Annotated in this window: 12 protein-coding genes; 11 read left to right on the top strand and 1 reads right to left on the bottom strand. The window is 70.6% G+C overall.

Going from position 1 to position 12,264, the window contains the following annotated elements; all coding sequences use genetic code 11:
• Window positions 1-97 precede the first annotated feature (97 nt).
• From ACWIE7_RS01200 to ACWIE7_RS01175, 6 genes are all read left to right on the top strand, one after another.
• On the top strand, window positions 98-934 hold the full coding sequence (locus tag ACWIE7_RS01200; RefSeq protein ID WP_452100324.1) for a helix-turn-helix domain-containing protein: 837 nt from the start codon (window positions 98-100) through the stop codon (window positions 932-934).
• A gap of 125 nt (window positions 935-1,059) precedes the next feature.
• Complete coding sequence (locus tag ACWIE7_RS01195; protein ID WP_452100325.1) at window positions 1,060-2,091, top strand: iron-siderophore ABC transporter substrate-binding protein; 1,032 nt, start codon at window positions 1,060-1,062, stop codon at window positions 2,089-2,091.
• Window positions 2,092-2,098: 7 nt separating this feature from the next.
• Window positions 2,099-3,169, top strand: coding sequence for a FecCD family ABC transporter permease (locus ACWIE7_RS01190; RefSeq protein ID WP_452100326.1), 1,071 nt, complete (start codon window positions 2,099-2,101; stop codon window positions 3,167-3,169).
• Window positions 3,166-4,218, top strand: coding sequence for a FecCD family ABC transporter permease (locus tag ACWIE7_RS01185; protein WP_452100327.1), 1,053 nt, complete (start codon window positions 3,166-3,168; stop codon window positions 4,216-4,218). The genes ACWIE7_RS01190 and ACWIE7_RS01185 overlap by 4 nt, the downstream gene beginning before the upstream one ends.
• Window positions 4,215-5,060: an ABC transporter ATP-binding protein gene (locus ACWIE7_RS01180; protein ID WP_452100328.1), complete on the top strand. Its 846-nt coding sequence runs from the start codon at window positions 4,215-4,217 to the stop codon at window positions 5,058-5,060. The genes ACWIE7_RS01185 and ACWIE7_RS01180 overlap by 4 nt, the downstream gene beginning before the upstream one ends.
• Window positions 5,061-5,092: 32 nt before the next feature.
• Window positions 5,093-5,551, top strand: a complete 459-nt coding sequence (locus ACWIE7_RS01175; RefSeq protein ID WP_454068404.1) for a nitroreductase family deazaflavin-dependent oxidoreductase — start codon at window positions 5,093-5,095, stop codon at window positions 5,549-5,551.
• A 20-nt stretch (window positions 5,552-5,571) separates the two neighbouring features.
• Here the strand turns inward: ACWIE7_RS01175 and ACWIE7_RS01170 are convergent, their stop codons facing one another.
• Window positions 5,572-6,696 (bottom strand): sterol desaturase family protein, encoded by a 1,125-nt coding sequence (locus ACWIE7_RS01170; protein WP_454068403.1) that lies wholly within the window; start codon window positions 6,694-6,696, stop codon window positions 5,572-5,574.
• A gap of 287 nt (window positions 6,697-6,983) precedes the next feature.
• On the opposite strand from ACWIE7_RS01170, the gene ACWIE7_RS01165 reads away from it, so the two are divergent.
• The 5 genes from ACWIE7_RS01165 (at window position 6,984) to ACWIE7_RS01145 (ending at window position 12,244) form a co-directional block, all read left to right on the top strand.
• Window positions 6,984-8,150: a DUF3500 domain-containing protein gene (locus tag ACWIE7_RS01165; protein ID WP_454068402.1), complete on the top strand. Its 1,167-nt coding sequence runs from the start codon at window positions 6,984-6,986 to the stop codon at window positions 8,148-8,150.
• A 71-nt stretch (window positions 8,151-8,221) separates the two neighbouring features.
• Complete coding sequence (locus ACWIE7_RS01160; protein WP_454068401.1) at window positions 8,222-9,241, top strand: AraC family transcriptional regulator; 1,020 nt, start codon at window positions 8,222-8,224, stop codon at window positions 9,239-9,241.
• Between the two features lie 38 nt (window positions 9,242-9,279).
• Window positions 9,280-10,437 (top strand): hypothetical protein, encoded by a 1,158-nt coding sequence (locus tag ACWIE7_RS01155; RefSeq protein ID WP_454068400.1) that lies wholly within the window; start codon window positions 9,280-9,282, stop codon window positions 10,435-10,437.
• The gene (locus ACWIE7_RS01150) at window positions 10,434-11,297 is read left to right on the top strand and encodes an SDR family oxidoreductase (protein WP_454068399.1); all 864 of its coding nucleotides are present in this window, start codon (window positions 10,434-10,436) and stop codon (window positions 11,295-11,297) included. The genes ACWIE7_RS01155 and ACWIE7_RS01150 overlap by 4 nt, the downstream gene beginning before the upstream one ends.
• Entirely contained in the window at window positions 11,294-12,244 is a 951-nt protein-coding gene (locus ACWIE7_RS01145) for an alpha/beta hydrolase (protein WP_454068398.1), read from the top strand. The genes ACWIE7_RS01150 and ACWIE7_RS01145 overlap by 4 nt, the downstream gene beginning before the upstream one ends.
• The last annotated feature ends 20 nt before the right edge of the window (window positions 12,245-12,264 follow it).

Here is a 12,264-nt window from a genome sequence, read left to right as displayed (position 1 = left end):
CGGGGAGCCGGGTGAGGGCGGCTTCTTCGCGCGACTGTTCAGGCGGTAGCCGTCCGACGGGAACCGCTCGCCCGCGCCGGTGGTGCAGAATCAGCGCATGGCAGCAACGCGCACCGCAGAACGGCCCGGGATCGACAGGCGGACGCTGCCGGCGTACGCGGCGGGCGAGACAGCGATGCCGTTCGTGATCACCGGGATGGACGAGCTGGTCGACCGGGACACCGAGTGGGAGCCGCATTCCCACCCCACGCACGAGCTGCTGTGGAACCGGCGCGGCGCGTCCAGCGCCACCATCGGGTCGCGCACGTGGACCATCACCCCGTCGGTGGGACTGTGGATCCCGGCGGGAATGATGCACTCCGCACGGGCGGCGGCGGGCACGTGGTACCGGACCGCGCACGTGGACGTGCGGACCGCCTCCCCGCTCCCGACCGAACCTGTGGCGGTGGAGGTGACCCCGCTGCTCACACTCGTGCTGGAACGCCTGGTCGACACGGCGCTGACGGCCGACTCGCGCGATCTCACCGAGCGCATGGTGTTCGACCTGCTCGAGCCCTCCCCGGACGCCCTCCTGGTGCAGAAGCCGACCAACGCACTCCTGCGTCCGATCGTGGCCGCCCTCGAGGCGCACCCCGGTGACAGTCGGACTCTCGCCGACTGGGCCGCGCGGCTCGACGTGAGCGAGCGGACGGTGACCCGCGCGTTCCGCGCGGAGACCGGCCTGAGCTTCGGCGCGTGGCACGCGGCACTACGCGCACAGCACGCCGCCCTACTGCTCGGCGGCGGCATGACGGTCGACGAGGTGGCCCTGCGGGTCGGGTACCGCTCGGCGAGCGCGTTCGGCGCCTCGTTCCGGCGGACGACCGGCCTCACGCCGGGCCAGCTGCGTTCGCCCGGCGGCTCCCCCGTCCCTGAGGTGTCCGGATCGCGATAGACGACGTCCGGATCAACTGATTGCGCACGGACGCAGGCCAGTCGTAAGGTTTTAGGCCAGCCTCACCTAACACCCCCGGGTGTGTGGGGCCGTGTCCCATCTCCTGAGAGTGAGAGAGCCGCCCTATGCGTTCTCGTGGTCTTGTCCCGTTCCTGATCTCCGCCACGGCGGCCCTGGCGTTGTCCGCATGTGGCGCCTCCGACGCCGACCAGTCCGACAGCGCGTCCGCGGCCGGGTCGTCGGAGAACTACCCCGTGGTGATCGAGCACGCGCTCGGTACCACCACGATTGAGGAGCAGCCGGAGCGTGTGGCCACGGTCGCGTGGGCCAACCACGAGGTGCCGTTGGCGCTGGGCGTCGTCCCCGTCGGGATGGCCGCCGCCAACTTCGGTGACGACGACGGCAACGGCATGCTCCCGTGGGTCGAGGAGAAGCTCGACGAGATGGGCGCGGAGCCGCCGGTGCTGTTCGACGAGACCGATGGGATCGACTTCGAGGCGGTCGCCGACACCGACCCGGATGTCATCCTCGCCGCCTACTCGGGCCTGACGCAGGAGGACTACGACACCCTCAGCGAGATCGCGCCGGTCGTGGCCTACCCCGAGGACCCGTGGGCCACCTCGTGGCGGGACGTGATCCGGTTCAACGCCCAGGGACTCGGGCTCGAGGCCGAGGGTGATGCCCTCGTGACCGATCTCGAGACCGAGATCTCCGAGGCCGCCCAGCAGTACCCGGACCTGGCCGGCACCAAGACCATGTTCCTCACGCACGTGGATCCGACCGACCTGAGCACGGTGAACTTCTACACCGCCAACGACACCCGCGCCGCGTTCTTCTCCGACCTCGGCCTGGATACGCCCGCCGCGGTGGCCGAGGCGTCCGAGGCCGGAGGCTTCTCCGGCAGCATCAGCGCCGAGCAGCTGGACCGGTTCGACGACGTCGAGCTGATCGTCACCTACGGCGACCAGGAGCTCGTCGAGACCCTCCGCGCCGATCCGCTGCTGTCGCAGATGCCGGCGGTCAAGAACGACGCGATCGTGTTCCTCGACGGCAACGGCCCGATGGGCACCGCCGCCAACCCCACGCCGCTGGCGATCTCGTGGGTGCTCGACGACTACGTCGCGCAGCTCGCGGAGGCCGCCGGCACCGGTAAGTGACCGACCGGTGACCGTCACCCGGCCGGCGCCCGCAGCAGGCAGCATCACGCCGCCGTCCACTGCGGGCGTCGCCGCCGTCCGCCGCCCGGCCCGCGTGCGCCTGTGTTGGCTCCTCGTCGTGATCGCGGTCCTCGTCGTCGTCGTCATCCTCTCGGTCACCATCGGATCGCGCGCGGTGACGTGGGACGAGATCAGCGCCGCGCTCGGCGGCTCCACCGACGGCCTGGGCGCCGCGGCCGTGACCAAGCGCCTGTCCCGCACCGCGTTGGCCCTGCTCGTCGGCGCGGCGCTCGGCCTGGCCGGGGCGGTCATGCAGGGCGTCACCCGGAACCCGCTCGCCGACCCGGGCATCCTCGGCGTGACCATGGGCGCCTCCCTCGCGGTGGTGACCGGCATCGCGTGGTTCGGGCTGTGGACCTACTCCGGCTACATCTGGACCGCGATCGCCGGCGCCGCGATCGCGGCCGTGTTCGTCTACATCGTCGGTTCGCTGGGGCGCGGCGGGGCCACCCCGCTCAAGCTGGTCCTCGCCGGGGCCGCGACGTCGGCGGCGGCGTCGTCGTTCATCAGCGCCGTCGTGCTACCGCGAGGGGACATCGCCGGCGGCGTCCGCTCGTGGCAGATCGGCGGCGTCGGCGGCGCCAGCTCCGAGGCGATCGAGCAGGTCCTGCCGTTCCTCGTGGTGGGCACGGCGATCTGTCTCCTCGCCGCGCGGCCGCTCAACTCGCTGGCCCTGGGCGACGATCTCGCCGCCGGACTCGGCGAACGCGTCCTGCTCACGCGCGCGCTGGCCGCCCTGGGCGCGGTGCTGCTGTGCGGCGCCGCGACCGCCGTGGCCGGTCCGATCGCCTTCGTCGGACTCATCGTCCCCCACGTCTGCCGCCTGCTCGTCGGGGTGGACCACCGCTGGCTGCTGCCGTTCTCCGCGCTCACCGGCGCCGTGCTCGTCACCGCCTCGGACGTCCTGGGGCGCGTGATCGCCCGGCCCGCCGAGATCGACGTCGGCATCATCACCGCACTCGTCGGGGCGCCCGTGCTCATCGCGATCGTGCGTCGTCAGAAGGTCAGGGAACTGTGAGCACGCTGACGCCGGTGCGCCCGTCGGGCGTCGAGATCGTGGCCGGCGGCCGACGCAGTCGAGGGCGCCGCCGGCGGATCGTCCTGTGCGCGATGGTGCTCGTCGCCGTGGTCCTGTTCGCCACGACGTTGATGGTCGGCAAGACGGTCTACTCCCCCGCCGAGGTGCTCGGTGTGATCCTCGGGCAGGACGTGGCCGGCGCGTCGTTCACCGTCGGGCGCCTGCGCCTGCCGCGGGCCGTGCTCGCCGTGCTGGCCGGGATCTGCTTCGGCATCGGCGGCGTGACCTTCCAGACCATGCTGCGCAACCCGCTCGCCTCGCCCGACATCATCGGGATCAGCTCGGGCGCCAGTGCGGCGGCGGCGTTCGCGATCGTCATCCTGGGGCTCGGCGGTGCGCAGGTGTCGGTGTTCGCGATCGTCGTCGGCATCGCGGTGGCACTCCTCATCTACGTCCTGGCGTACCGGGGCGGTGTGGTGGGGACCCGGCTCGTGCTGATCGGCATCGGGATCGCGGCGACGCTGGACGCCGTCACCAACTACATCCTCAAATCCGCGCCGCAGTGGGAGCTGCAGGAGGCGATGCGCTGGATCACCGGCAGCCTCAACGGCGCCTCGTGGGACAGCGTCGTCCTGGTGCTCGCGGCGTGTCTGGTGTGCGTGCCGATTCTGCTACTCAAGGCGCGCGACCTGTCGATGCTCGGTCTGGGCGACGACACCGCCTCCGCGCTCGGCGTCCGGACCGAGCGCACGCGGATCCTGCTCATCGTCTCCGCCGTGGGGCTGATCGCGTTCGCCACCGCCGCCACCGGCCCGATCGCCTTTGTGGCGTTCCTGTCCGGCCCCATCGCCGCCCGCATCGTGGGCCCGCACGGCTCGCCGCTGATCCCGGCCGCGCTGGTGGGGGTCGTGCTGGTGCTGGGCGCCGACCTCGTGGGGCAGTTCGCCTTCGACACCCGGTTCCCCGTCGGCGTGGTCACCGGCGCGCTCGGCGCCCCGTACCTCGTCTACCTCATCGCCCGCACCAACCGCACCGGAGGCTCACTGTGACCGCCGACCACACGCTGCACGCCGAAGAGCTCACCCTCGGCTACCGCGAGCGCACCGTCATCCACGATCTGGATCTCGAGGTGCCGGCCGGCCGCCTCACCGCGATCGTCGGCGCGAACGCGTGCGGCAAGTCCACGCTGCTGCGGTCGATGTCGCGGTTGCTCACGCCGAGCGCGGGCCAGGTGCTGCTCGACGGCAAGAGGGTGCACCGGATGCCCGCCAAGGAACTCGCCCGCACGCTCGGGCTGCTCCCCCAGTCGCCCCTCGCGCCGGAGGGGATCACCGTGTCCGATCTGGTGGGGCGCGGCCGCAACCCGCACCAGGGGATGCTCTCGCGCTGGAGTAGGGACGACGACGAGGCCGTCGCCGCCGCGCTGGAGGCCACCGGCTCGCTCGAGCTGGCGGACCGGGCGGTCGATGAGCTCTCCGGCGGCCAGCGCCAGCGCGTGTGGATCGCGATGGCCCTGGCCCAGCAGACGGATCTGCTGCTACTCGACGAGCCGACGACCTTCCTCGACGTGGCGCATCAGGTCGAGGTGCTCGACCTGCTGGTGGACCTCAACCGCGACCGTGGGACGACCATCGTGATGGTCCTGCACGACCTCAACCTGGCCGCCCGCTACGCCGACCACCTGGTCGCGATCGCCGATGGCCGCGTGCACAGCGCCGGGCCGCCCGACGAGGTGCTCACGGCAGAGACGGTCCGTGCGGTGTTCGGACTCGAGTGCGAGGTGATCCCGGACCCCACGTCCGGCCGGCCGCTCATGCTGCCGCTGGGGCGGCACGGGACACTCGACGAGTTCGCCGCCGGGTCACGAACGGCGACCTGCCCGGTCATCTGACGGCCGTCGGTGACCTATGCCACACTCCGAATATGGAGCGATTGTCGAGCGCGATCATGGCAGCCTTCCTCCGGAACAGGCGAGCCGCCCGCTCCCCCATCCTGCTGTATCGGTACGGGCTGGGGTGGCTACTCGGTTCACGGCTGATGCTGCTCGAGCACACCGGCCGCAGGTCCGGCCTGCCCAGACAGGTCTGCATCGAGGTCGCCGAGCGGCCGGCACGCGATGGCCTGGTGGCCGCGAGTGGTTTCGGCCGATCCGCCCAGTGGTACCGGAACCTGGAGGCCGATCCGAGGTGCCGGGTCAGCTCCGGCACCATCCGCCGCCGCCCCGCCACGGCCAGAGTGCTCTCGGCAGCCGACTCCGCGGCAGCGCTCGCTCGCTATAAAACACTGCATCCGATGTCATGGAAGCTCCTACGCCAGGTACTGGTGGACGACTTCGGCCAGGATGCGGATTCCATCCCGATGGTCGAGTTCCATCTCCACTGACGCGCACAGTTGTCGAGGGATCAGTCCCTCGGAGCACCCGCCCAGCCGGGTCCGCGAACGAGATAGCTGGCGCGATCCCGCCAGGTGCGCGACCGGAACACGTCGCGGGCGATCGCGCCCCACTCGTGCGTGGCGATCCGCAGAGGGTTGAACGTGTCGATGTTCGTGGTCAGGCCGTAGACGACCCGCTCCCCTTCGGGCTCGTAGGTCCCGAACAGCCGATCCCACACAATGAGGATGCTGCCGTGATTGCGATCGAGGTAGCGGCGGTTGCTGCCGTGGTGCACGCGGTGTGCCGAGGGCGAGTTGAACACCTTCTCCAGCGGCCCGATCGATCGCACGGCCTCGGTGTGGATCCAGAACTGGTAGATGAGGTTGACCGCCCGCGCGTCCTGCACGATCGCCGGCCGAACCCCCAGCAGCGAAAGCAGCCCGTACGGCACGGACACGGTCAGCGCCTCGGCCACCGGCTGGCGCAGCGCGGTCGACAGGTTGTAGCGCTCACTCGAGTGGTGCACGACGTGCATGGCCCACAGCCACCGGCTCTCGTGCGACAGCCGGTGGTTGCAGTAGTAGATGAGGTCCCATCCGAGAATCGCAGCGGCGTAGGCCAACGGCCCCGACCCCAGGTCGAGGGGGCTGCGGGCGAACAGTTTCTTGGCGGCGGTCTGCGCGCTCCACAACGTGGACGCGGTGACGACGGTCGAGGCCACCGCCGTGACCGCGGAAGCGCCGGTGATCCGGCGTAGTGCGGGCGGAAGCGCCGCGGCGGGCTCACCGACCGAGGCCGGGGCCGGGGCCGAGCCGGACGACGACTCCGTCACCGAACCCGCCTCCAGCAGCCCGGTGCTGCGGTTTCGGCGGATCACGTCGCCGGCGGTGGTCGCGGCCGCGGCGGCCACGGTCAGGCCCATGAGGGCTTTGGCGTACCGGCCGGTTCGCGGGGTGAGCGGCGCCAGGATCTTGTCGGCGATGTACGGGGCGATCAGGCTCCCGATTCCCATCGACAGGCTGGCCAAAGTGTCGGCGAGTTCGTAGTCGCCGGCCCGCGCGTCCTCGGCGGGGTGACGCTTCTGCCACGCGTATTCGGCGACCATCGACCCGACGAACCCGGGGATCGCCAGCACTGTCAGATCCAGCTTCATGGCCACAGGATAAGCGACGCGTGACGGCGGTCACGGCTCGGTGGCGGGAGCCGGCACGGGCCGCGTAATTTTTGCCGCCGGCAAGAGAAGAACTCACAGCCAACCCGAAGGTGACATCCAGTCACCCTGCAGGCGCCGTTCATAGTGTCGCTTTCATAAAGCACACCACCGCATCGACCAGAGCCCGCCGGCCACGCCGCCGGGGCGCCCTCCACCTCGCCTCGCTCGCGCTGATCGGCGGGCTCACACTCACCGCGTGCGCCCCGGGAGGCCCCGACGATGCCGCGATGGTGGCGACGGCCCAGACCTCCACTGAGCAGACGTCTGTATCGGGGGCAGGCTTCTCATCGTCGTCCTCCGTGGGCGCGACCACCACGACCGAGACGATCTCCGCCACCCGGACCGCCGCGGAGGCGTTCATGGCCACACTGTCCGACGAGCAGGTCGAGACGCTGACCTACGGCTACGACGACGAGACCAGGTCCACCTCCTGGTCCAATTTCCCCGTGACCTTTGTCGAGCGCGCCGGGTTGAACCTGGCAGAGCTGACCGACGAGCAGAAGTCCGCCGCCCTCGGCGTGCTCGAGGGCCTGCTGAACGACGAGGCGTACCAGACGGTCGTGGGCATCATGAACGGCGACCAGTATCTGCTGGACAACAGCACCAGCTCCGAGGATTCGCTGGGCCAGTACTACATCGCGATCTTCGGTGACCCGTCCGACACGGAGGCGTGGGCGGTCCAGTTCGGTGGCCATCACCTCGGGATCAACGCCGATCTGAACGGCGCCGAGAACTCCATCACCTTCGCTCCTACGCACCTCGGCGTGCAGCCCGCGGTCTACACGGACGCCAGCGGGCAGGAGATCCAGTCGTTCGATGCGATCTACTCCTCGGCGTTTGCGTTCTTCGACAGCCTGACCGACGAGCAGCGCGAGGCGCTCTACCAGGGCGAACAGGTCGAGTCGATGGTGTGCGCACCCGGCGGTACCTGCGACTTCCCGACCGGCACCGGTCTACTCGGAGCAGATCTCACGGACGAGCAGAAGAGCCTGCTGCTGGGGGTCATCGCGAACTGGGCCGGCATGGCGGATGAGGAGACCACCGCGGCGACGCTCACCGATATCGAGGCCACCCTCGACACCACGTACATCAACTGGTTGGGCGCCACCGAGTACGACATGTCCACCGGCGACGGTATCTACTTCCAGATCTCCGGCCCGGACGTCTACATCGAGTTCGCTGCCCAGCAGGGCTCGGCCGGGGCGGATGTCGACGGCGTGACGACTTCCGGCTGGGGCCACGTCCACACCATCTACCGCGACCCGACCGACGACTACGCTGGCAGCGTGACCCAGCAACAGTCCTCCGGCCCCGGCGGCGGATCCGGTGGCTCCGGCGGCGATGGCGTGCCGGGGGCCGGGGGTCCCGGGGGCGTACCGCCCGAGGCACCGTAAGTCGCAGCGCGGAGGGCCGCCGCGTGACCCGGGAGCCGTAGCGTAGGTGCCGTGACCACCCGGGAGCCGTCGTGCAGCCGCTGATCCGCGCGGCCAGCCTGCGTGGGTTCGACGCGCTCGTCACCGAACTCGGCGGCGACCCAGGCCGTCTGCTCGAGCGATTCGACATCGCGGCGGACGTCCTCGAACACGACGACGGGCTGCTGTCGATCACCGCGCACGACCGCATGCTCGACGCCGCCGCGGCCGAGCTGTACTGCCCGGACCTGGGCCTACGGCTGGCCGAGCGGCAGGACCTGACGATCCTCGGGCCGGTGGCCCGCGCGGTGAGCACGTCGGCCACCGCGACCGAGGCGCTCGACGCGGCCGCCCGCTTCCTGTTCGTCCACAGCCCGGTACTGACCATCGGCGTGGACGACGACCCCTGGGGCCGGCGCGGGGTCGTGGCGCTCACGTACCGCAAGGAGGTCTCCGAGTCGCCGTACTCGCCGCAGGCCGTCGAGCTCGGCCTGGGCGTGTTCTACCGGGTCGCCGTGCAACTGCTCGGCCGGTCCACAGGGTTGCGGTCGGTGGAGATCCCCCACGGGCCGCTGTCCCAGGTGAACCGATACCTCGATTTCTTCTCCGCGGACGTGAAGTTCGACCGGCCGGTGGCCGCCCTGTGCGTGGACGTCCGCGTGCTGGACTCGGCCTTCGAGACCGCGGATGAGGAGATCCGCCGGGCTGCGATCGAGCACCTCGCCGGCGCCTACTCGGATCCCGCGGACTCGATCGCGACCCGGATCCGCCGGATCGTGAGCGAGAGCCTTCCCGGCTCCATTCCTTCACTTTCGGAGGTGTCGAGGACGCTTCACCTGCATCCGCGGACTCTTCAGCGGCGCCTCGTCGTCGTCGGCACTTCTTTCGGACAGATCGTCGACGACCTGCGCCGCGACCGCGCGCACCGGTACATCACCACCACCGACCTGTCCTTCACGCAGATCGCCGACCTGGTGGGTTTCGCCGAACAGGCCACGCTCAGCCACGCGGTGCGGCGGTGGTTCGGCGTCTCGCCCAGGCGGCTCCGCAACCAGGCCAGGTTGTCGCGCTGACACAAGTTTTCTGCCGGCGGGCGTCCGATCCTAGAACGATGACCACGCAGCAGCACACCCCGCCGGCGGGCATCGCGACGACGCTCGAGCAGATCGGCGCCCGCACCATCCCCGAGTTCGACGGGGTCCACGACATCTGGCCCCGCGGCGAGCGTCTTCGCGCGATCCGCGCCGCCGCGACCGAGTACAAGCAGCGCTTTGTCCAGCAGGGGCAGGTGCGCGCCGTGAAGTCCGTCGACGTGGCCGGTGCGCCGTACCCGGTCAACTACGCGTTCGACAACGCCGTGTCGGTGCCCAGCCTGCCGCTCATCACGATGATCAACCGCATGGTCGTGGTGCAGTACGACGATTGGAGCGGCCGCCCCCGCACGCTGGTGTTCGAGCCGACCGTTCCCGCCGGCTCGGCCGAGGCGCCGTTCTACAACAACCTGCAGAAGATGGTCGACAAGATCCCCGGCGGCCAGCTCGCCAGCAAGGTGATCCTCAAGTACTTCAACGAGCCGGACGTGGCGTTGGCCAAGGTGGGCCTGACGCCTGCGGATGTGGACTTCTGCACGTTCGACCACCTGCACGTGCAGGACCCGCGGATGATCCTCGGCTCCACCGAGACGATCCCCGGCGACTCCGCCCCGCGCGAACCGCTGTTCGGCGACGCGAGGATGCTCGTGCACCGCCTCGAGCTGGCGACCCTGCAGGACCTGCACCCGATGCAGTGGGCCTGGTACGTCGAGGACGGCCTCGGCGGCGTGGACATGGACAAGTTCGCACTCTTCGACGGCGACATCGAGCTCGGCCCCGGCATCGCCCTGCTGTGGACGCCCGGCCACACCGACGGCAACCATTCGCTGGTCATCAATACCCCGGACGGCGTGTGGGTGTCCTCGGAGAACGGCATCTCGCTGGACAACTGGCAGCCGGAGCTGTCGAAGATCCCGGGCGTGCGCCGCTACCACGAGCAGTACGGCCGCGAGATCTGCCCCAACGCCAACACCCTCGAGGACGCGCTGGATCAGTACGACTCCATGATCAAGGAGAAGACCATGGCGGATACGTGCCCGGCAGATCCGCGCTGGCTGCAGATCCTGCCGTCGACCGAACTGGCGCCGTGGAAGCGGTTCTGGCCCGTGGTGCCCACGTACTGCCACGGCGGGATCTCATACGGCCGCATCGAGTCGGGTCTGAAGGACGAGAAGTGACGACGACAACACGGCCCGGCGCCCTCGTCACGGGCGCTGGTCGCGGGCTGGGCCGAGCGATCGCCGAACTGCTGGCCGATCGCGGGTACCTGGTCATGGTCACCGATCTCAGTGGCGAGGCCGCCTCCGCCGCGGCCGCGGAGATCGGGCGTGGGGCGCTCTGGGCTGAGGTCGATGTGCGCGAGCACACGCAGGTCGAGCGGGCGCGCGATGAGCTGATCGCCGCGGCCGGGTCGCTGAAGGTGTGGGTGAACAACGCCGGCGTGCTGGTCACCGGACCGGCGTGGGAGCAGTCGGAGGAGCTGCGCAAGCTGCACCTGGACGTCAACGCGCTGGGCACGATCAACGGCACGATCGCGGCGATCGACGCGATGCGGGGTGGCGCCTCCGGCTCCGCGCCGGGTGACGGACCCGGCGGCCACATCATCAACATCGCGTCGCTCGCCGGCATCTCGGCCGTTCCCGGCGAGGCCGTGTACGCGGCGTCCAAGCACGCGGTGATGGGATTTTCCAGCAGCACCGTCGCCGACCTGCGGCTCGCGGGAGTGCGCGACATCGACATCTCGTGCGTGTGCCCGGACGGCATCTGGACACCGATGCTCTACGACAAGCTCGAGGATCCGCAGGCGGCGCTGTCCTTCTCGGGAGTCCTGCTCCAGCCCGCGGACGTGGTGCGGGCGGTCGGCACGGTGCTCGACTCGCCCCGGCACGTGGTGGCGCTGCCGGCGTGGCGGGGCGCGTTGGCACGCGTCGGTGCCGCATTCCCCCGGTTCGGCACGGCCGCATTGCCGCTGCTGGCCGCGAAGGGGAGGAGGGTGCAGGAGAAGCTGCTGCGCACGAACGGACCCGTCCGGCGATGAGTGTCACCACCCGCAGCGCCGTCACCACCCACCGCTCCCCCAGCCCGACGGCGCGGTTCCTCTACTGGGGCTCCCGCGCGACGCTGCGACACGTGTACCGGGCGTGGCCGTTGACCGAATCCGGCATCCGCGGACTGGGCGCCGTCGAGCGGGGATTCGCCCGGCTACCCCACGCGCCGGGCGTCGCGGTGGAGTCGGCTTCGCTCGGCGGCGTCCCGGTGGTCACCACGACACCGCGGTCGGGTGCTGCCGGCTCCGACGTCTCGGTGCTCTACCTCCACGGCGGGGCGTTCGTCTTCTGCGGTCCGGGCACGCACGCCCGGCTGTGCTCGAGCCTTGCCGTCCACCTCGACGCCCCGGTCCACGCGGTGCGGTACCGCAAACTGCCCGAGGTGGACCTGGCTGCGCTGATCGACGACGTCTACGCCGCCTACCGCTGCCTGGCCGAGCAGCTGCCCGACGACCATCGGATCGTGGTGGCCGGGGATTCGGCCGGCGGGTTCCTCGCCGCCAAGATCTGCGAGCTGGCAGCGCTCGACGGCGTGCGGGCGCCCGCCGCGATGGTGGGGTACTCGCCGCTGGTCGATCTCGATCGCGAGGTCCGGGACGGCTCGTGGCTCACCCGCGATGCCTTTCAGCCCGCGAGGACCGTGCAGCGTGCTCAGGAGCTGTGGTCCCGTGGGCCGGCCGGCATCCGGGGTGAGCGGTCCATGCTCGATGTGGCCGCCGAGGCCTTCCCGCCCGCGCTCATCACGCTGGCTGCGGGCGAGCTGGTCGAGGAGGGCGCACTCGCGCTGACCGAGCGCCTCCACGCGGCCGGACGCACGGTCGAGACGCACCGCTGGCACACGGCCGTCCACGCGTTCCCGGTGCTCGGCGGTCTGGCACCGGAGAGCCGGAGGGCGCGCGAGCTGACGGTGGAGTTCCTCCGCAGGGTGCTGGCGTAGCCCGCGACCTCCTGCCGGTA

It is taken from the genome of Dietzia sp. NPDC055343, from assembly GCF_053645265.1.
The sequence above is the reverse complement of the archived record's forward strand: the minus strand, read 5'-3'. Positions and strand labels throughout refer to the sequence as shown.

What these genes read in the sequence shown, in the direction of transcription:
- ACWIE7_RS01200 (WP_452100324.1), top strand. Translation starts at nt 98, where the DNA reads ATGGCAGCAACGCGCACCGCAGAACGGCCCGGGATCGACAGGCGGACG.
- ACWIE7_RS01195 (WP_452100325.1), top strand. Translation starts at nt 1,060, where the DNA reads ATGCGTTCTCGTGGTCTTGTCCCGTTCCTGATCTCCGCCACGGCGGCC.
- ACWIE7_RS01175 (WP_454068404.1), top strand. Translation starts at nt 5,093, where the DNA reads ATGGAGCGATTGTCGAGCGCGATCATGGCAGCCTTCCTCCGGAACAGG.
- ACWIE7_RS01170 (WP_454068403.1), bottom strand. Translation starts at nt 6,696, where the DNA reads ATGAAGCTGGATCTGACAGTGCTGGCGATCCCCGGGTTCGTCGGGTCG.
- ACWIE7_RS01165 (WP_454068402.1), top strand. Translation starts at nt 6,984, where the DNA reads ATGGTGGCGACGGCCCAGACCTCCACTGAGCAGACGTCTGTATCGGGG.
- ACWIE7_RS01155 (WP_454068400.1), top strand. Translation starts at nt 9,280, where the DNA reads ATGACCACGCAGCAGCACACCCCGCCGGCGGGCATCGCGACGACGCTC.
- ACWIE7_RS01145 (WP_454068398.1), top strand. Translation starts at nt 11,294, where the DNA reads ATGAGTGTCACCACCCGCAGCGCCGTCACCACCCACCGCTCCCCCAGC.